Source organism: Achromobacter sp. (genome assembly GCF_057314935.1).
On the sequence record NZ_DBHKZA010000004.1, the window covers coordinates 22,207 to 41,882 of the forward strand.

Genomic DNA, 19,676 nt, shown 5'->3' on the forward strand with positions numbered 1-19,676 from the left:
TGGATAATCCGTGTGGAACGACGCTCGCACTACCAACCTGATCGCCAACACGCTAGCCGTGCTGGCGGTTTGCGCCATGCTCCTGGCGGGCGTGGTGTGGGTGGTGCAGCGCCCGTTCTTCACGCTGTCGGCGATCGAGCTGGAGTCCGTGCCGGACACCGAGCTGCACTATGTGTCGCCGGGGGCGGTGCGATCGGCGATCGCCGGCCGCTTCAAGGGCAACTTCTTCACGGTGGACCTGGACGATGCGCGCGAGCTCTTCGAGTCGGTGCCGTGGGTGCGCCACGCCACCGTGCGCCGGATCTGGCCCAACGTGCTGCGTGTGCAGATCGAGGAGCAGCAGCCCCTGGCGCTGTGGAACGAGAACCAGATGATCAACACCTGGGGCGAAGCGTTCACGGCGAACACGGGCGAGGTGGACGACGAAACCGTGCTGCCGCAGTTCTCCGGGCCCGAGGGCACCGAGTCGCTGGTCGTGCAGCGCTACGCCGAGCTGGCGCGCTGGTTCGCGCCGCTGGACATGCATGTCAAACAGTTGGAACTGAGCCCGCGCTACGCCTGGCGCGTGGTGCTGTCCAACGGCATGATGCTGGACCTGGGCCGCGATCCGGGCGCCGATGCGCCGGACCCGCACGGCTTGCCCGGCGCACTGCCGTTCGCGGCTCGCATTCAACGCTTTGTGCAGGCGTGGCCCGCCGTGTCGGGGCGCCTGGAAGGGCGCACCATCACGCAGGCCGACCTGCGCTATCCCAATGGTTTCGCCCTGGCGCTGGCCCCGTTGCCCGCGTCGGAAGCCAAATCCAAATCCACACCGAAACCTCCCAAGAAACGCTAACGCCATGACCCGTGACATCAAGGACCTTATCGTCGCCCTCGATATCGGCACCAGCAAGGTGGTGGCTGTGGTGGCTGAAATTTTGCCCGAAGGGCGATTCGAAGTGCTTGGCCTGGGCCAGCACGAATCGCGCGGCATGCGCAAGGGCGTGGTCGTCAATATCGAGACCACTGTGAATTCGATTCAGCGCGCGCTTGAAGAAGCCGAGCTGATGGCAGATTGCAAGATTCGCGACGTCTATACCGGCATTGCCGGCAGCCATATCCGCAGCTTCAACTCCAGCGGCATGGTCGCTGTGAAGGACAAGGAAGTCACCGCCACCGACGTCGCCCGCGTCATCGAGACCGCCAAGGCGGTGAACATCCCGACGGATCAGCAAGTGCTGCATGTGCTGACCCAGGAATTCATCGTCGATGGCCAGGAAGACATCCGCGAACCCATCGGCATGAGCGGCCTGCGCCTGGAAGTGCGCGTGCACATCGTGACGGGCGCGGTCAGCGCCGCGCAAAACATCGTCAAGTGCGTGCGCCGCTGCGGCCTGGAAGTGCAGGATCTGATCCTGCAGCCGCTGGCCTCCAGCCTTGCCGTGCTGACCGCCGACGAGAAAGAGCTCGGCGTCGTGCTGGTCGACATCGGCGGCGGCACGACCGATGTCGCGATCTTCACCGGCGGCGCGATCCGCCACACGGCGGTGCTGCCGATCGCTGGCGACCAGATCACCAACGACATCGCGGCGATGCTGCGCACGCCGACGCCGGACGCCGAAGAAATCAAGCTGCGCTACGGCGTGGCCAAGCAGGTGCTGGCCAGCCCGGACGAATCCGTGGAAGTGCCGGGCCTGGGCGACCGCGGTCCGCGCCAGGTCAAGCGCCAGGCGCTCGGCGCCGTGATCGAACCGCGCGTGGAAGAACTGTTCACGCTGGTGCAGCAGGTCGTGCGCGATTCCGGCTACGAAGACTTGCTGGCTTCGGGCGTGGTCCTGACCGGCGGGTCGGCGCAGTTGCCCGGCATGATCGAACTGGCCGAGGACGTGTTCCTCAAGCCGGTGCGCGTGGCGGTTCCCGAATACGAAGGCAGTCTGGCCGACGTGATGCGCAATCCGCGCTTCTCGACGGTGATGGGCTTGTTGCAGGAAGCGCGCATGCAGCGTGTGCGGGGCCGCAAGGTCGCGGCTCAGACAGGCAATTTCAAGAGTCTGCTGGCGCGCATGAAGGAATGGTTCATGAATTAAAGGTAAAGGGTGCAGGTTGGGGCCTGCTCCTTGGCGTGACTCGCGGCGGTATTGCGGGGGGCGCCAGAAAGAGGAGGCGTCTCAAACCCGTGGCGGACCTATGTAGTCGGCATCGGCTTTGAGGCGATTCACAAAAGATAGGCTGTTGGGGAATTTTTGTGATTTGCAAAATCGGACTTGTGAGGGAGTCATCATGATGAACTTTGAGATGCTTGAGAACAACACCAAAGGGACCGTAATCAAGGTCGTTGGTGTGGGCGGTGCGGGCGGCAATGCCGTCGCGCACATGATTCGCAACGGCGTGCATGGCGTGGATTTCATCTGCGCAAACACCGATGCGCAAGCGCTGGCGGCAACCAATGCCCCGGTGCAGATCCGTCTGGGCCGTACCGGCCTGGGCGCGGGCGCCAAGCCCGAGCAGGGACGTGCGTCGGCTGAAACCGCGCGCGAGGAGATCCGTGCCGCGCTGAATGGCGCGCACATGGTCTTCATCACCGCCGGCATGGGCGGTGGCACCGGCACCGGCGCAGGTCCGGTCGTGGCCGAGGTGGCGAAGGAACTGGGAATTCTGACCGTAGGCGTGGTCACCAAGCCCTTCACCTTTGAAGGCAACAAGCGCCTGAAGATGGCCGAGGACGGAATCTCGGAATTGGCCAAGCACGTGCATTCGCTCATCGTGGTGCTCAACGAGAACCTGTATGAGCTGATGGACGAGGACGCGACGCAGGAAGACTGCTTCCGTTCGGCCGACGATATCCTGCACAACGCGTGCGCGGGCATCGCCGAAATCATCAACGTCGAAGGCAACGTCAACGTCGACTTCGAAGACGTCAAGACGATCATGGGTGAGCAAGGCCAGGCCATGATGGGCACGGCATCGGCTTCGGGCGCAGACCGCGCACGCGTCGCCGCCGAGCACGCCATCGCTTGCCCGCTGCTGGAAGGCGTGGACCTGAACGGCGCTCGCGGCGTGCTGGTCAACATCACCGCCAGCCGCTCGCTGAAGATGCGCGAAACGCGCGAAATCATGGAAACGATCCGCAGCTACGCTTCGGACGACGCGACCGTGATCTTCGGCACCGCCTACGACGAAACGATGGGTGAAAACCTGCGCGTGACCGTGGTGGCAACCGGCCTGGGCCGTGCGCAAGCGCGTCCGCAACTGGTTCAGAACACCGCTGAAGTGCTCCGCACCGGTACCGACAACATGCCCATGGGCACGATGCCGGCCGGCCAAGGTGGCGATTACCGCAATCTGGACATGCCGTCGGTCATGCGCAATCCGCGCAGCCAGGCGTCTGCCCAGGTGCGTGCGCTGGAAAGCTCGGGCATGGATCATTTCGACATCCCGGCGTTCCTGCGCAAGCAGGCGGATTGAACCAAAGAGCCGGCCACAGGCTCTAAACGCACTCCCTCATCTCCGGCTTGCCTGTCCCCGCGGGCAAGCCGGAGGCGGAGCGGTCCGTGTTTCCCTTGCACGGTTCTAATAAGGGACGGAGGTATCGGTCGATCCTGCGCGCTGATGGCGCCAAGGGTCGGACAGCGTTACAATACGTCAGTTACGCCGGCAATCTGTCCTCTTCGTGCCGGCTTTCTGGCTCTAACATCCCAAGTCTCATGTTCCGACAGCGCAGCATTCAGAATCTAGTCCGCACGACAGGCGTCGGCGTCCACTCCGGACGGCGGGTAGAACTCACCCTGCGTCCGGCGCAACCCAATACTGGCATCGTTTTCCACCGCGTGGACCTGCCGCAGGTCGTTGACCTGCCCGCGCAAGCCACTGGCGTGGGCGATACGCGCATGGCGTCCGTCCTGCAACAGGGCAATGTCCGCGTCTCCACGGTGGAACACCTCATGTCGGCGCTGGCCGGCTTGGGGATCGACAACCTGCATATCGACCTCACTGCCGAAGAAGTCCCCATCATGGACGGCAGTGCGGCAACGTTTGTTTATCTGTTGCGCTCGGCGGGCATCGTCGAGCAGAACGCGCCCAAGCAATTCATCCGCGTCAAAAAGACCGTGGAAGTGCGCGAAGGCGAAGGCCGCAACGAGAAATGGGCCCGGCTGGAACCGCACGAGGGCTACGCGCTGGCGTTCTCGATCGACTTCCGCCACCCCGCCATCGACTCCACGGCCAATTTCGCCGAAATCGATTTCGCCACGCACTCGTATGTGCGCGAGATCGCCCGTGCGCGCACCTTCGGTTTCGTGAACGAAGTGGAAGCTCTGCGCTCGATGGGCCTGGCCCGCGGCGGCAGCCTGGACAACGCCATCGTCATGGACGAGTACCGCGTGCTGAACAGCGACGGGCTGCGTTACGACGACGAATTCGTGAAGCACAAGATCCTGGACGCCATCGGCGACCTGTATCTGTTGGGCAAGCCCCTGGTGGCGCGCTATGTGGCGTGCAAATCGGGCCACGGCCTGAACAACCAGCTGGCCCGCGCGTTGCTCGCCCAGCAAGACGCCTGGGAACTGGTCACCTATGAATCGCAGGCAGAGGCGCCGCAGGCGTTTCGCCACGAGTGGAAGCTGGCCTGACGCCTGGCTTCCCATCTGGACCTGAATGCCGGGGCCGGTCCCCGGATCCGTTCAGGTTCCTGCTTAAGGATGGCGCGGGTTGCCATCCTCCTCCCTAAAAGTCGCCGTCCGGTCGCAAACCATCGGGCTATCCGTCCGAAAACTTGGTTTCGCTTCGTTTCCGCGCGGCTCTGGCGCCGGACAGGGGCGGATCGATTCAGCTACGCTTGTGATGCCTCAAGAGCTTGGCGACCGCGTCGGCCAACGGGCCGGGGCGCAAGTTGTCGTGCAGCGACTCGAACGCGCCCAGGGCTTTGTCCCCCAGGGGTTGCGCCTCTTTGGGAGGGCGCGGCTGGCGGGCGCCGGGCTTCGGTAACCCCGCTTGTACCTTGACGGCAATTTCGTTAAGGTTCCAGCCTTGGTCTGCCAAGGTACGCGCGATGCGCGGCGCCAATTGACGCATCTTGGCGGCATGGGCAGCACTGGGCACCACCAGGTGCAGGCACTGGTTTTCCAGTTTGCCCACCTGGCAGACAGCACCCAGCGGGGTGGGCAGAACCGCCGCCACCGCATACTGAATTTGCAAGTGCTTGCGGGCAGTCGCCAGTACCCCGGCGCCCCGCATGTCATGACCCAGCCATCCCAGTGCGGTATTTTCTTTCCGCCGGCTGGAACCGGAACGTTGACGGGTTGAAGCAGGTCTATTCATCCCGGCTCTAAAGAATTAGGAAGCAACCTTGAAAATCGTGATTATGCACGCCCGCGACGGGCGGGACGGGCATTTCACCCTGGGAGGCGCGCGACTGGCGTTGTTTCTCGGGGCCGCGCTCGTGACGGCAGCCATCTTCGGCGCCGCGCTACAACGATACCTTACTCCGATACTGCCCACCGTACAGACCGTGGGCTGGCCCTTGGCGGGGCAACCGGGAAGGGACACCGATTTCCTGCGTGGAAACATGAACTTGCTGGCCGCCAAGGTGGGCGCCCTGCAGGCCAAGCTGGTCAGCATCGACGGACTGGGCCAGCGTGTGGCCAAGGTGGCCGGCGTGGCGTATACCGACCCTGAACTGGCCAAGCAGTTGGCCGTGGCGCAACCCGAAGCGCTGACCCAGCCGGAAGCCACCCAGGTCATGGACGACCTGTTCACCGACCATCCCCCGCCCAGCGCGGCCTCGGCTGAAGCGCTGGGCCGCCAGCTGGATGAAATCCAGGCGCGGCTGGCGCAGCAGTCCGACAACCTGAAACTGCTGGATGCGGCGCTGACCAAGCGTTCGGCAGACCAGGCGCGCATGCCGACCGCCATGCCGATCACCGACTACCCCTATCTGAGCTCTTCCTATGGCTGGCGCCGCAACCCGGTGACGGGGCGCACGGCCATGCACGAAGGGCTGGATTTTGCCGCGCCGTCGGGCACGCCGATCCTGGCGGCCTCGGGCGGGGTGGTGCTGGAAGCCAAGTTCCAGCCGGGTTTCGGCAATATGGTCGAGATCGATCACGGCGATGGCCTGATCACCCGTTACGCCCATGCTTCGTCCTTGATGGTCAAGCAGGGGCAATTGGTTGACCGCGGCCAGCAAGTGGCGCGCGTGGGCAGTTCGGGCCGATCGACTGGCCCGCATCTGCACTTTGAAGTCCGCCTTGCCGGACAGCCGCTGGACCCCCGATTGTTCCTGGGTTCGCAGCAACATGCCCCGCCTGCCGTGGCGCAGGCGACGGCGACTGAACCTGCGGCGCGCTGACCGGTCCAACAGGACAACAACAGCACCCTGGTCATAGATCCAGGCTATTACGCTCCAGGTGCGTTAAACTGGTTCGTTTCCCAGCGGACCCCCGCTCAACCAATAACATCAAAGTCACGGGTGACGCTGCCCTGGCCCTTAGCAGGCGCGGCGTGGCACGTGCGGCCGACATACGCATGGTTTCTCTGCTCAAAAAACTCATAGGTAGCCGCAACGACCGGCTGCTTAAGCAGTATCGCAAGCTGGTAACCCAGATCAATGGGCAGGAGCCCAAGATTTCCGCGCTTTCCGATGCGGAGCTGGCGGCCAAGACTGACGAATTCCGATCCCGATACGCCCAGGGCACCTCCCTGGACGACCTGCTGCCCGAAGCGTTCGCCGTTGTGCGCGAAGCCGGCAAGCGGGTGTTCGGCATGCGCCACTTCGACTCGCAACTGCTGGGCGGCATCGCGCTGCACAGCGGCAAGATCGCCGAAATGCGCACGGGGGAAGGCAAGACGCTGATGGCCACCTTGCCCGTCTACCTGAACGCGGTCGCCGGCAAGGGCGTGCACGTGGTGACGGTGAACGATTACCTGGCGCGCCGCGACGCCGAATGGATGGGGCGCCTGTACCACTTCCTGGGCATGACCACCGGCGTGGTGGTGCCCCAGCAGCCCAACGACGAGAAGAAGGCCGCTTACGCCGCCGACATCACGTACGGCACCAACAACGAATTCGGCTTCGACTACCTGCGCGACAACATGGAATACCGTGTTGAGGACCGCCGCCAACGCGTGCTGTTCTATGCCATCGTCGACGAAGTGGACTCGATCCTGATCGACGAAGCCCGTACGCCGCTGATCATCTCCGGCCAGGCCGAAGACCACACCGAACTCTACATCCGCATGAACGCGGTGCCGCCGCTGCTCAAGCGCATGGCCAGCGAGCCCAAGCCGCAGGAGCCGGAACCCGAAGGCGACTACTGGGTCGACGAAAAGAGCCAGCAGGTCTACCTGTCCGAAGCCGGGCACGAGAACGCCGAAGCCATCCTGGCCCGCCTGGGCATCCTGCCGGAAGGCGAGTCGCTGTACGACCCCCGCCATATCGCGCTGATGCATCACCTGATGGTGGCTCTGCGCGCCAACAACCTGTTCTTCCGCGACCAGCAGTACGTGGTGCAGGACGGCGAGGTGGTGATCGTCGACGAATTCACGGGCCGCCTGATGGTGGGCCGCCGCTGGTCCGATGGCCTGCACCAGGCGGTCGAAGCCAAGGAAGGCGTGAAGATCCAGCACGAAAACCAGACGCTGGCGTCCATCACGTTCCAGAACTACTTCCGCATGTACGAAAAGCTGTCCGGCATGACCGGCACGGCCGATACGGAAGCCTACGAATTCCAGGAAATCTACGGGCTTGAAACGGTCATCATCCCGACCAACAAGCCCATGATCCGCAAGGACCAGAACGATCAGGTCTTCAAGACCGATCCGGAAAAGTACAACGCGATCCTTGAAGATATCCGCGATTGCCACGAGCGCGGCCAGCCCGTGCTGGTGGGCACTACCAGCATCGAAAACTCCGAGCTGCTGTCGGGCCTCCTGAAGAAGGCCAAGCTGCCGCACGAAGTGCTGAATGCCAAGCAGCATGCCCGTGAAGCCGAGATCGTGGCCGAAGCCGGTAAGCCGGGCCACATCACCATCGCCACCAACATGGCAGGCCGTGGCACCGACATCGTGCTGGGTGGCAGCGTCGACAAACAGGTCGACCTGATCCGCGCCGACGAATCGCTGTCGGAAGCCGAAAAGGCCGCGCGCATCGAAAAGGTGCGTGCCGAGTGGAAGCCGCTGAACGAGCAGGTCAAGGCCGCCGGCGGCCTGCGCATCATCGGCACCGAACGCCACGAATCGCGCCGTATCGACAACCAGCTGCGCGGCCGTGCCGGCCGCCAGGGCGACCCGGGCTCGTCCCGTTTCTACCTGTCGTTGGAAGATTCGCTGATGCGCATCTTCGCGGGCGACCGCGTGCGCGCCATCATGGAACGCCTGAAGCTGCCCGAAGGCGAGCCCATCGAGGCGGGCATGGTGACGCGTTCGATCGAGACCGCGCAGCGCAAGGTGGAAGGCCGCAACTTCGACATCCGCAAGCAATTGCTGGAATACGACGACGTGGCCAACGACCAGCGCAAGGTGCTGTATTCGCAGCGCAATGACGTGCTGGAAGCCGCCAGCGTGGGCGCCACCGTGGAAAACCTGCGCGACGCCGCCGTGACTGATCTGTTCAACACGTACGTGCCGCCGGAATCGGTGGAAGAGCAGTGGGACGTGCCAGCGCTGCAAAAGGCGCTGGAAGCCGACTGGCAGCTGCATCTGCCGCTGACCGAGATGCTGGAAAAAGAAACCAGCCTGACCGACGAAGACCTGCGCGAGCGCGTGCTGGCTGCCGCCCGCGACGCCTACCAGGCCAAGGTCGACCAGGTGGGGACGGAATCGTGGTCGCAGTTCGAGCGTTCGATCATGTTGCAAGCGATCGACACGCACTGGCGCGAACACCTGTCGGCGCTGGATTACCTGCGTCAGGGCATTCATCTGCGCGGCTATGCGCAGAAGAACCCCAAGCAGGAATACAAGCGCGAAGCCTTCGAACTGTTCTCGGGCATGCTGGACCGCATCCGCGACGACGTCGTCCGCGTGCTGATGACGGTGCGCGTGCAGTCGTCGGAACAGGTCGAACAGGCCGAAGCCGAAGCCGCCCAGCCGCATGTGCAGAACGTGCAATACCATCACTCCGACTACGACGAAGCGCTGGCCCAGTCGGAATCGGACGATGGCGCCCAGCCGGTGCGTAACGCGTTGCCGAAGGTCGGCCGCAATGACCCGTGCCCGTGCGGCAGCGGCAAGAAGTACAAGCAGTGCCACGGCAAGCTCGTCTGATCCAGGGATAACACGCCATGCTGCATTCCGTCGGCCGTACCGAATTCGACCATGCCGTCGTCATGGTGCGCGACCGGCTGGATGCGCTGGCGCCGCATTTCGAGCGTCAGGGCTTTCACCTGAGCGACAAGGCGGTGCATAACCTGGGGTCGTGCAATCGGCTGATCGTGCTGGAAGGCACGTATGTCGAACTGCTGGGCTGGCCGGCCGGCGCGCCGCCCGTCCGCCGCGAAATCGCCGATTCGCCCTTCGGGTTGGAAGCGCTGGTGTTCCGCACCTATGACGCCGACGCCACCTATGAGCGGCTGAAGGCGGCGGGATTCGCCGTGAACCCCGTGCAGGAACTGACCCGTCCCGCGATGCTGGACGGCCAGGAAGTGCAGGCCCGTTTCCACACCGTGCGTTTCGCCGAGCAGCCCTTGCCCGGCATCCGCATGTATTTCTGCCGCCATCTGACGCCCGAGTGCGTCTGGTCGCCTGAATTGATGGCGCACCCGAATGGCGCGCGCAGTCTGCTGCGCATCGACGCCCGCGCGGCGGATGCGCGGGCAGTGGCCGAGCGGCTGGCCCTGGTGGCGGACGTCAGTGCCGAAGCCACTGCCGGCGGCTGGGATGTGCCATTGGCCAATCTGCGGATCCACGTGCAGCAGGATGCCGCGGCCGCGACCCCTACGCTGACCACGCTGACGCTGGAAAACCGCGACGGCGCGCACTACACGCTGGATACCGGCCTGTAGGAAGGGTTGCGCGCGCTGCGTAGCCGTGTCCCTAAGCTAAGCCCTTTCGGGCTTCACCCATCCTATGTTTTGATCCGTCCACGCTGAGGCGTGGGCGTTTGCCTGCGCGCGTCCGGGCAAACCCGAGTTGTCGGGCAAAGTGTATGCACTTTAGTATGCACTTCATTCCCCTTGGAAACCTCCCCGTTTTCGATCCGGCATGACGCAAACTCCTTCAGCCATCCGACCCGCCGCCCGTACGTCCGCCGGCCAGGCCGAGCTGTATGGCGCGGTCAAGGCGATGGCCGTGCGCTTTGATTTCAAGCCGGGCGAACGCATCAACGAAGTCGAGCTGGCGCGGCGCCTGAATGTCAGCCGCACGCCGCTGCGCGAGGTGCTCAACCAGTTGATGGTGGAGGGCTTTCTGACCCGATCGGTCAACCGGGGCTTCATCGCCCGGCTGCTGGACGCCAAGCAGATCCACAGCCTTTACGAATACCGCGCGGTGCTGGAGGCGGGCATCGTGCGCGCCGCCTGCGAACGCGCCAGCGACGAGGAACTGGCCGGGTTGCGCCAATTCGTCGAGCGGTCCCGGGACGTGCCGGAAGACAGCGATGCCACGCGCCTGCTGGAACTGGATGAAGCCTTCCACCTGCAATTGGCCCGCTTGTCGCGCAACGAGGAATTCGTGCGCGCCCTGGAAAGCGTCAATGCCCGCATCCATTTCGTGCGCTGGATCGACATGCAGCAGGGCCGGCGCAGCCACACCCAGGGCGAGCACCTGCGCATCGTGCAAGCGCTGGAGCAGCGCGACATGGACGCCTTGCCAGGCTTGATGAATACGCATATCGGGCGCCGCCTGGATCAGATCACGGACGTGATACGCACGGGTTTTTCAACGATTTACATGCGGGACCAGGCCGAACCCGCCACGGCAGCGCCGGCCAACACCATGACAGCAGGGGAAAAAAAATGACTCATACGATGAAGCGGGTATTGGCGGCGCTCTGCGCGACAGCCGCGGCCGGGGGCGCCATGATCGCCGCGCCGGCCGCCGCCGAAGAACGGCCACTGATCCTGGTGGTGCCGTACCCGCCGGGCGGCAGCACGGATATCCTGGCGCGCATCTTGCAGCCACGCCTGTCGCAGCAATTGGGCGGACGCGCGGTGGTGGTGGAAAACCGCCCGGGCGCTGCCAGCCAGATCGCGACGGCATTCGTGGCCCGCGCCGAACCGGACGGCAATACGCTGCTGGTCAGCTTCGACAACCACGGCATCAATCCTGCCGTGAAGCCCAAGCTGCCGTACGACACGTTCAAGGATTTCGTGGCGATCTCGCAGACCGTGCGGTTTCCGCTGGTGATCGGCGCGAACCCCGGCGTGCCTGGGGATAACCTGAAGGCCTTCCTGGCGGCCGCCGCCAAAGAGTCGCCGAACAAATTCAACTATGCGTCCACGGGCGTCGGTTCGCTGAACCACCTGGCGCCGGAAGAACTCAAGCGGCTGTCGAAAGTGGACCTGCTGCACGTGCCGTATGGCGGCGGCGGGCCGGCCATCCAGGCCGTGGTGGGCGGCCAGGCGAACATGACGTGGCTGAGCTTCGCGGCGCTGCGCGGCCAGATCCAGGCCGGCAAGATCAAGCCGCTGGCCGTGGCGGGTGAAAAGCGCTTGCCCGAACTGCCCAACGTGCCGACGGTGGCCGAGTCCGGCTTCCCGGGTTTCGTGGCCTATTCGTGGAGTGGCATGTTCGCGCCGAAGGGCACGCCGGAGGCGACGGTGAAGAAGCTGACCGCGGACTTCAAGGCGGTGCTGGCCGACCCGGAAATCAAGAAGAAAGTCACCGAAGCGGGCTTCGAGATCGTGGCGTCCGACGGCCCTGCGCTGGATGCGTACGTGAAGTCGGAGTACGACCGCTGGAGCGCTTTCATCAAGAGCAGCAACATCAATCTGGATAACTGAGTGGCGGACCACCGGGCGGCGCGCCGCCCGGTCCCGTCCACGAAACACGTGGAGATGACATGGAAAACCTGACCGGCGCCGAAGCCATGGTGCGGATGCTGCAGCACAACGGCGTCAAACATATCTTTGGCCTGTGCGGCGACACCAGCTTGCCGTTCTACGATGCGCTGTACCGCCTGGACCACGGCATGCAGCACATCCTGACGCGCGATGAGCGCAGCGCCGGCTACATGGCCGACGCCTACGCCCGCGTGACCGGCAAGGTCGGCGTCTGCGAAGGCCCCAGCGGCGGCGGCGCCACCTATCTGCTGCCGGGGCTGGTCGAAGCGAACGAGTCGTCGATCCCGGTGCTGGGCATCACGTCCGACGTGGCGGTGGGCTCGCGCGGCAAGTATCCGTTGACGGAACTGGACCAGGAAGCGCTGTACCGCCCGCTGACGAAGTGGAACCGCACGATCGATCGCGCCGACCAGATTCCCGGCATGGTGCGTGCGGCCTTCCGCGCCATGACCACCGGCAAGCCCGGTTCGGCCCACCTTTGCTTTCCGTATGATGTGATGAAGCAGCAGGTGGACGCGTCCGATGTCTGGGCGCAGCCCGAGCACGGCCAGTTCCCGTCGATGCGCTTCGCGCCGGACCCCGCCGACGTGGCGCGCGCCGCGCAGCGCCTGGTCGGCGCGCGCGCCCCGGTGATCATCTGCGGCGGCGGCGTGGTCATCGCCGGCGCCAGCGGCGCCTTGCAGTCGCTGGCGGAAACGCTGAAAGCGGCGGTCTGCGTGACGGTCAGCGGGCAGGGCAGCCTGGCCGACACGCATCCGCTGAACGCCGGCGTGGTGGGTTCCAATGGCGGCGTGATGGCCACGCGGGATGTGGTGGCTGCCGCCGACGTGGTGCTGTTCGTGGGCTGCCGCGCGGGGTCGACGTCGACCGAACACTGGCGCTTCCCGAACCGCGACGTGCCCATCCTGCACATCGATATCGATCCCATGGTGATCGGCGCCAACTACCTGACCGAAGTTGGCCTGGTGGGTGACGCCAAGCTGGCGCTGGAAGCGCTGGGCGCCGAGGTGCAGGCCCGGCTGGCGCACCGGAATTCCGAGGCCGTGGACGGCGCAGTGCTGGCCAGCCGCGCCAAGGCCGCCCGCCTGGCGCAGCTGGAGCCGTTGGCCAACAGCCTGGATGCGCCGATCCGCCCCGAGCGCGTCGTGCAGTCGCTGAACCGCCTGCTGCCCGACGACGCGGTGGTGTGCGCGGACCCTGGCACGCCTTGCCCGTACTTTTCGGCCTATTACGACGTGTCGCGTCCCGGCCGGCATTTCATCACCAACCGCGCGCACGGCGCATTGGGCTTTTCGATGTCGGCCGCATTGGGCGCGTGGGTCGGCCGCCCGCAATCGAAGTGCGTGTCGGTGATGGGCGACGGCAGCTTCGGCTTCACGGTGGGCGAACTGGAAACCATCGTGCGCCACAAGGCGCCGCTGCTGATGATCGTGTTTTCGAATTCGGTCTACGGCTGGATCAAGGCCAGCCAGAAGGCGGGCTACGACCAGCGCTACTACAGCGTGGACTTCAACCGCACCGACCATGCGCGCATCGCCGAAGCCTATGGCGTGAAGGCCTGGCGGGTGGAAGACCCGTCCAAGCTGGATGCGGCGATCAAAGCCGCCATGGAGCATGACGGCCCGGCGTTGATCGACGTGGTGGCGCAGCCCTTGCAGGATGCGGCGGCGCCGGTCAGCCAGTGGATGGGCTGATCCCGCCCAGGGGCGCTTCCGGCGCGTCATAGGAGCGGTTGAGCGGCGATGCCGCAAAAAATTCCGTTCCGAAGCGCGGCGGGCGCTCCTATACTGGTGCGCTTCGGCGCAGCGGCCCAGGTCGGTGGCGCGACACGCAACGGGAGCGAGAGCATGGATCTGGGCATCAGCGGCAAAACGGCATTGGTCTTTGGCGGCAGCCGCGGCATGGGCCGGGCTTGCGCGCTGCAATTGGCGCGCGAAGGGGTGGCGGTGACCATCGCGGCCCGCAATCCGCAGACGCTGGAGCAGGCCGCCGCCGAGATCTCCCGCGAAACCGGCAACGGCGTGGGCTGGGTGTCGGCCGATCTGACCCTGCCGCAAGGCCGGGATGCGGCGATCGCCGCCTGCCCGCATCCCGACATCCTGATCAATAACGCCGACGGTCCTTTGCCGGGCGACTTCCGGGACTGGACGCGCGAGGACTGGATCGCGTCGCTGGACGCCATGATGCTGGGGCCGATCGACATGATCCGGCGCGTGGTCGACGGCATGATCGAGCGGCGTTTCGGCCGCATCGTGAACATCGTGTCGCGCAGCGTGAAGGCCCCGCATGCCGAACTGGGCTTGTCCAACGGCGCACGGTCGGGCCTGATCGGCTTCGTGGGCGGCCTGGCGCGCCAGACCGTGCGGCACAACGTCACCATCAACAACCTGCTGCCGGGCGCGTTTGCCACCGACGCGCAGGTCAGGCATATCCAGGGCATGCTGGAGGAGTCCGGCAAGACGTTCGACCAGCTCTGGGAAGAGCGCGGGCGCGCGAACCCGGCCGGCCGCTACGGGCAGCCCGAAGAGGTCGGGGCGCTGTGCGCCTACCTCTGTTCCGCGCATTCCGGCTACATGACCGCGCAAAGCATCCTGATCGACGGCGGCGGCTACCCGGGCACCTATTAGGCACGGTTCGAATGGCAGCGGGCGGCCCGTGGCTGGACGGGGGCTGCGTCAACAGGCAAGATTGGCACCCACCGCGTTGAGGAAACCATGGACCAGACCGACATCAAGATACTGGCGTTGCTGCAGAAGGACGCCACCTGTTCGGTCGCCGAAATCGCCGAGCAGGTGAACCTGTCGGTGACGCCGTGTTGGCGGCGTATCCAGAAGCTGAAGGACGATGGCGTCATCGCCCGCAACGCCATCCTGCTGGACCCGCGCGCGCTGGGCTTGAACCTGACCGTCTTTGTGTCCATCAAGACCAGCCAGCACAACGAGAAATGGACGCAGAGCCTGATCAACGCCGTCATGGCGCTGCCCAATGTGGTGGAGTTCCACCGCATGGCGGGCGATATCGATTATCTGCTGAAAGTCGTGGTCGAAGACATGGCGGCCTATGACCGCTTCTACCGCCGGCTGATCGGCGCGGTCGACCTATTGGACGTCAGCGCCAGCTTCTCGATGGAAATCATCAAAAGCACCACGGAATTGCCCCTGGACGCGGTCTAGCGGCCGGCGCGCAATTTTTTTTCGCGCACGCAGGGTGCGGCGGATGCAAATTTCTTTCGGCGTGTTGCGAAGGCCCCATCTCGCAATTCTTTTGCGCGGCCGTCGGCGTAGGATATCGCTCATTCCTGCTAGGGAATGAATCGGGATATCAGAGGACCCTATGTCGTTGGCAGTACCCGCCGGCTGTGCCGGTCTGGCAAAAACGCGGCAAGCGCTGTCGGTGGACGATCTGCTGGCCGGATGGAACGGCGTGGACGATCTGTGGGTGTTCGCCTATGGATCCCTGATCTGGCATCCCGGTTTCGCGTGGCGCGAACGCCGCCTGGCGACCGTGCGCGGTTATCACCGGTCGCTCTGCCTGTGGTCGCGCGACCATCGCGGGTCGCCGGATAACCCCGGCCTGGTATTCGGGCTGAACCGCGGCGGATGCTGCCGCGGCGTGGCCTACCAGATCGCGGCCAGCGATGTGCCGACCGTGTTCCAGGCGCTGTGGCGCCGAGAGATGGTGACGGGCGCCTACACCCCGCGCTGGCTGACCTGCCATACCGACGCCGCGCCCGTGCCCGGGCTGGTATTCCTGCTGAACCGCGCCTGCGAGGAATATGCGGCCGATATCAGCGATGACCGCCTGCTGGCCTCGGTGCGCAATGCCGTGGGGCAATCCGGGCCTTGCCTGGACTACGTGGTGGAAACCGAACGCGCGCTGCGCGCCCACGGCATTGATGACTGGCGCCTGGGGGATCTGGTCCGAAAACTGGGCCAGGCCTTCTAGGCGAGCGGCCGCTCGCTTCAGAAGTGCCAGCGGCCGAAGACGAACAGCACGTTGCCCGCGCCGGATGAGCCGGGGATGTAGGTCGCGTAGAGCATGGCGTCTTTGTAGCCGGCGCCCACCAGCGGCAGGATCCCCGGGAAGGGCACATAGCTCATGATGTCGTGGCGCGCGGTCAGGAAGACGGTGTATCCGGCGCCCAGCCGGAAGTTCTCGCTGACCTGCCCGATCTTCAGGAAGCCGTAGCCCGCGATGGGTTCGATCTTGCTGTGCGAATCCAGGAACGCCATGGCGTACAGGCCCTGCCAGTCCCCGTCTTCATCGTAGATGCTGCGGCCATAGCCGCCGCCCCAGGCCAGCTCGTTGAAGCTGTCGATCTTTTCGCGGCTGTAGGTGGCGCGGTTGTGCCACGAGTAGCCGGTCACGTAGAGATCGTGGCCGCCTTCGGTCCAGATCTGGTCCAGGCGGTTGCAGGCCGACTTTGCCCAGGAGGGCATGTCTTCACAGGCGTGGGTGGTGGCGGCGAAAGTCGAGAGCAGCACGAAAAAGAGCGCTGCCCGGAGTTTGGCGGTCATTGCGGGCATTAAGGGAAAAAGATGACAGTTCCATGACTTTACATGGAGTCAGGGGTATTTTCCCTGTCACTTCGCTGTCATGAAGCGACATTTGCCTTGCCTGCCCACGGAGACAAGCGGGGCAGGCCAACAAGAAAAGCAATGACTGTTGCAGTGAGGCTACAACAGGAAGAACGTGGCCAGGCCCAGGAAGATGAAGAAGCCCAGGGAGTCGGTGGCGAAGGTCAGCAGCACCGACGACCCCATCGCCGGGTCCTTGCCGAAGCGGGCGCGCACCATCGGCACCAGCACGCCGACCGAGGCGCCTACCAGCATGTTGCAGACCATCGCGGCCATCATGACCATGGCGATCGAGAGCGAATGGGAAATCACCCAGGCGAACAGGGCGGCCACCAGGCTGCCGCACAGCCCGACCAGCAAGGTCACGAACAGCTCGCGCTTGACCAGTTGCCACAGGTTGCGCCCGGTGATCCGGCCCATGGCCAGCGCCCGGATGATGAGCGTCATGGTCTGGTTGCCCGAGTTGCCGCCGATGCCGGCCACGATGGACATCAGGAACGCCAGGATGACGATCTGGCTGACGGTGCCTTCGAACTGGGAGGCCACGAAAGAGGCCGTGGCGGCGGTACAGAGGTTCAGCAGCAGCCAGGGCGCGCGGTTGCGCAGGGCGGTGCTGACGGGGGCGAAGATGTCTTCTTCTTGCAGGCCGGCGCGCGACAGCGCCTGTTCCTGAGAGTCTTCGCGCATCACGTCCACGACGTCGGCGATGGTGACGCGGCCGATCAGGCGGCCCTGGTCGTCCATCACGGGCGCGGACACGAGATCGTAGCGTTCGAAGGCGCCGGCGGCGTCCGCGTCGGAATCCAGCGGGTTCAGCGCCAGGAAATCCGAATTCATGACGGCGCGCACTTCGGTTTCAGGTTCGCTCACCAGCAGGCGCGACAAGGGCAGGATGCCCTGCAGCTTGTCCTGGCGGTCCACCACGAAGATCTGGTCGGTGTGGTCGGGCAGTTCGTGCAGGCGGCGCAGGTAGCGCAGCACCACTTCCAGCGTGACGTCCTCGCGCACCCGGACCATTTCGAAGTCCATGATCGCGCCCACGCTGTCTTCCGGATAGCCCATGGCCTCCAGCAGCTGCGCGCGTTCTTCTTCGGTCAGGCCCTTCTGCACTTCGGCCACCACGTCGGGCGGCAGGTCGGGCGCCAGGTCGGCCAGTTCGTCGGCGTCCATGTTGCCGGTGGCGGCGACCAGGTCCTGGCGGTCCATCGCTTCGATCAGCGATTCCCGCACCCAGTCTTCGACTTCCAGCAGCACGTCCGCGTCGTGCTCGGGGCTGACCAGCTTCCAGATGGCCTGGCGTTCGTCCTTGGGCAGCGATTCCAGGATGAAGGCGATGTCTGCCGGATGCAGGCCGTCCAGCAGCGTCTTGAGTTCAGCCTCGTGCTGACGGTGCACCAGGTCTTCGACCAGCGTGGCCTTGGCGTCGCCCTCTTCCTGGCGATGCACCAGGTCGGCAACCAATTGCTGGCGGCGCAGGCGTTCCTGCACTTCGGCCAAGGCGGTCTGGGCGTCTTCCGGGTCGAGGCGGCGGGGCGTCGCGGGCGGTTTCTGCGCGGCGGCGGACTGCGTCATGCGTTACGGCTCAAAGAGTGGGGAGGGGGCGGCTGCGCCGCGCTTCGTCGGTGGCGACGTAGGTGAGCGTGGCCTCGGTGACCTTGACGACTTCGGCGTCCAGGCGCTGGCGTTCGGCATAGACCTCGACCGACACCGTGACCGACGTCGTGCCGGTCTTGGCGATGGATGCGTAGAAGCTGAGGAGGTCGCCCACGAAAACGGGCTCTTTGAACTGGAAGGCATTGACCGCGACGGTGGCCACGCGGCCGGCGGCGCGGCGCGCGGCGGGAATCGATCCGGCGATGTCGACCTGGGCCATGATCCAGCCGCCGAAGACGTCCCCGTGGATATTCGCGTCAGCGGGCATCGGCATGACGCGCAATACCGGGTCGCGATTGGCGGGCAGAGTCGTAAACGGGGTTTTGGTGCTGGAGGTCATGCGGCCGACTCCAAAGCAAGGGAACCAGCCGATTATGCAGGAAAAACGAGACCGCGGCGTGTGCGGCAAGGGCCGCCGCGGCGCTTTGTCGCGGCGGCCCGGCGATCAGGTCGCCAACTTCACGATACCGTAGCCGCCAACCAACAGCCAGGCGTAGAGGATCAGGCCCAGGGCCATCACGCGGGGACCGGCTTTCTTGATCTGGGCGAAGCGGGTTTCGATGCCCAGCGCCGTCATGGCCATGGTCAGGGCGAAGACGTCCAGGCGGCGGACGGCGGCGATGGCGTCGGGGGGGATGATATTGAGCGAGTTGATGATGGCCAGCACCAGGAAGCCGACGGCGAACCAGGGAATCGGCAGCTTGGCGCCCTTGGCCTGGCCGCCGGCCTGGCTGGCGGCGCTGCGCAGGTACATGCCCAGGACCAGCAGCACCGGGACCAGGAGCGCCACGCGGGTCATCTTGACGATGGTGGCGACTTCGGTGGTGGCCGGGTCGATATTGCTGGCGGCGCCGACGACCTGCGCCACTTCATGGATGGTGCCGCCGATGTAGATGCCAAGCGCCTGGGTGTCGAAATCGAGCCAGCCGGCGTGGTACAGGATGGGGTACAGGAACATGGACAAAGTGCCGAACAGCACCACGGTCGCGACGGCGACCGCGCTCTTGTGCGGGGCGGCCCGCAACGTAGGTTCGAACGCCAGCACGGCGGCGGCGCCGCAGATCGCGCTGCCGGCGGCCGTGAGCATGGCCGTGTCGCGGTCCAGCCCCAGCATGCGTTGGCCCACGACGGTGCCGATCAGCAGGGTGCCCAGCACGACGGCGACCGAGACGGCCAGCCCGGGCAGTCCCACCGCCGCGATCTGCTGGATGCTGATGTTCAAGCCATAGAAGGCCACCGCGATGCGCAAGAGGCGCCGCGCGGTGAAGTTCACGCCCACGCCCCAATCGGCCGGCATCGTGCCGCGCAGGAAGTTGCCGTACAACATGCCGCAGACAATGCCCACGACCAGCGGCGAAAAGCCCAGCTGGCGGATGGCGGGCAAGTCGGCCAGCTGCATCACCGCGCCCGCCATCAGGCCGACGAACAGCACCCCGTTGAGCTTGTCCCGCCAAGGGGTGGCGGTGGTTGCGGC

At 65.2% G+C, this 19,676-nt stretch carries 18 protein-coding genes; 13 read left to right on the plus strand and 5 right to left on the minus strand.

Annotated elements, in window-relative coordinates; translation table 11 throughout:
• Positions 1 to 10 precede the first annotated feature (10 nt).
• The 4 genes from ACO6D5_RS02265 to lpxC all read left to right on the plus strand — a co-directional run bounded on the left by ACO6D5_RS02265 (position 11) and on the right by lpxC (position 4,607).
• Positions 11 to 835 (plus strand): cell division protein FtsQ/DivIB, encoded by an 825-nt coding sequence (locus ACO6D5_RS02265; RefSeq protein WP_315844802.1) that lies wholly within the window; start codon positions 11 to 13, stop codon positions 833 to 835.
• 4 nt (positions 836 to 839) lie between these two features.
• Positions 840 to 2,066 carry a cell division protein FtsA gene (gene ftsA, locus ACO6D5_RS02270; protein WP_006217473.1) on the plus strand — a complete coding sequence of 409 codons (1,227 nt, stop codon included), beginning with the start codon at positions 840 to 842 and terminating at the stop codon, positions 2,064 to 2,066.
• A gap of 193 nt (positions 2,067 to 2,259) precedes the next feature.
• On the plus strand, positions 2,260 to 3,444 hold the full coding sequence (gene ftsZ / locus ACO6D5_RS02275) for a cell division protein FtsZ (RefSeq protein WP_035213763.1): 1,185 nt from the start codon (positions 2,260 to 2,262) through the stop codon (positions 3,442 to 3,444).
• Positions 3,445 to 3,683: 239 nt separating this feature from the next.
• Complete coding sequence (lpxC, locus tag ACO6D5_RS02280) at positions 3,684 to 4,607, plus strand: UDP-3-O-acyl-N-acetylglucosamine deacetylase (RefSeq protein ID WP_006226269.1); 924 nt, start codon at positions 3,684 to 3,686, stop codon at positions 4,605 to 4,607.
• 196 nt (positions 4,608 to 4,803) lie between these two features.
• Here lpxC and ACO6D5_RS02285 read toward each other — a convergent pair whose 3' ends face one another.
• Positions 4,804 to 5,211 (minus strand): DciA family protein, encoded by a 408-nt coding sequence (locus tag ACO6D5_RS02285; protein WP_088587625.1) that lies wholly within the window; start codon positions 5,209 to 5,211, stop codon positions 4,804 to 4,806.
• A gap of 127 nt (positions 5,212 to 5,338) precedes the next feature.
• On the opposite strand from ACO6D5_RS02285, the gene ACO6D5_RS02290 reads away from it, so the two are divergent.
• The 9 genes from ACO6D5_RS02290 (at position 5,339) to ACO6D5_RS02330 (ending at position 15,917) form a co-directional block, all read left to right on the plus strand.
• The gene (locus ACO6D5_RS02290) at positions 5,339 to 6,325 is read left to right on the plus strand and encodes a M23 family metallopeptidase (protein ID WP_315844814.1); all 987 of its coding nucleotides are present in this window, start codon (positions 5,339 to 5,341) and stop codon (positions 6,323 to 6,325) included.
• A 176-nt stretch (positions 6,326 to 6,501) separates the two neighbouring features.
• On the plus strand, positions 6,502 to 9,237 hold the full coding sequence (gene secA / locus ACO6D5_RS02295; protein ID WP_315844801.1) for a preprotein translocase subunit SecA: 2,736 nt from the start codon (positions 6,502 to 6,504) through the stop codon (positions 9,235 to 9,237).
• Positions 9,238 to 9,254: 17 nt separating this feature from the next.
• Complete coding sequence (locus ACO6D5_RS02300) at positions 9,255 to 9,974, plus strand: VOC family protein (protein WP_485824523.1); 720 nt, start codon at positions 9,255 to 9,257, stop codon at positions 9,972 to 9,974.
• Between the two features lie 199 nt (positions 9,975 to 10,173).
• Positions 10,174 to 10,929 (plus strand): GntR family transcriptional regulator, encoded by a 756-nt coding sequence (locus ACO6D5_RS02305; protein ID WP_315844799.1) that lies wholly within the window; start codon positions 10,174 to 10,176, stop codon positions 10,927 to 10,929.
• Positions 10,926 to 11,912, plus strand: a complete 987-nt coding sequence (locus ACO6D5_RS02310) for a tripartite tricarboxylate transporter substrate binding protein (RefSeq protein WP_485824524.1) — start codon at positions 10,926 to 10,928, stop codon at positions 11,910 to 11,912. The genes ACO6D5_RS02305 and ACO6D5_RS02310 overlap by 4 nt, the downstream gene beginning before the upstream one ends.
• 59 nt (positions 11,913 to 11,971) lie before the next feature.
• Entirely contained in the window at positions 11,972 to 13,666 is a 1,695-nt protein-coding gene (locus ACO6D5_RS02315; protein WP_485824525.1) for a thiamine pyrophosphate-binding protein, read from the plus strand.
• 153 nt (positions 13,667 to 13,819) lie between these two features.
• Positions 13,820 to 14,599: an SDR family oxidoreductase gene (locus tag ACO6D5_RS02320; protein WP_485824526.1), complete on the plus strand. Its 780-nt coding sequence runs from the start codon at positions 13,820 to 13,822 to the stop codon at positions 14,597 to 14,599.
• An 87-nt stretch (positions 14,600 to 14,686) separates the two neighbouring features.
• Complete coding sequence (locus ACO6D5_RS02325) at positions 14,687 to 15,145, plus strand: Lrp/AsnC family transcriptional regulator (RefSeq protein ID WP_006226278.1); 459 nt, start codon at positions 14,687 to 14,689, stop codon at positions 15,143 to 15,145.
• 160 nt (positions 15,146 to 15,305) lie between these two features.
• Positions 15,306 to 15,917, plus strand: a complete 612-nt coding sequence (locus ACO6D5_RS02330) for a gamma-glutamylcyclotransferase (RefSeq protein WP_088587630.1) — start codon at positions 15,306 to 15,308, stop codon at positions 15,915 to 15,917.
• Between the two features lie 17 nt (positions 15,918 to 15,934).
• Here ACO6D5_RS02330 and pagP read toward each other — a convergent pair whose 3' ends face one another.
• From pagP to ACO6D5_RS02350, 4 genes are all read right to left on the minus strand, one after another.
• Positions 15,935 to 16,489, minus strand: a complete 555-nt coding sequence (gene pagP / locus ACO6D5_RS02335; protein WP_315844796.1) for a lipid IV(A) palmitoyltransferase PagP — start codon at positions 16,487 to 16,489, stop codon at positions 15,935 to 15,937.
• Positions 16,490 to 16,648: 159 nt separating this feature from the next.
• Positions 16,649 to 18,121, minus strand: a complete 1,473-nt coding sequence (gene mgtE / locus ACO6D5_RS02340; protein ID WP_315844795.1) for a magnesium transporter — start codon at positions 18,119 to 18,121, stop codon at positions 16,649 to 16,651.
• A 10-nt stretch (positions 18,122 to 18,131) separates the two neighbouring features.
• On the minus strand, positions 18,132 to 18,542 hold the full coding sequence (locus tag ACO6D5_RS02345) for an acyl-CoA thioesterase (protein WP_006226282.1): 411 nt from the start codon (positions 18,540 to 18,542) through the stop codon (positions 18,132 to 18,134).
• Positions 18,543 to 18,647: 105 nt separating this feature from the next.
• A partial coding sequence (locus ACO6D5_RS02350; protein ID WP_485824527.1) for a YeiH family protein occupies positions 18,648 to 19,676 on the minus strand: 1,029 nt, incomplete at its 5' end.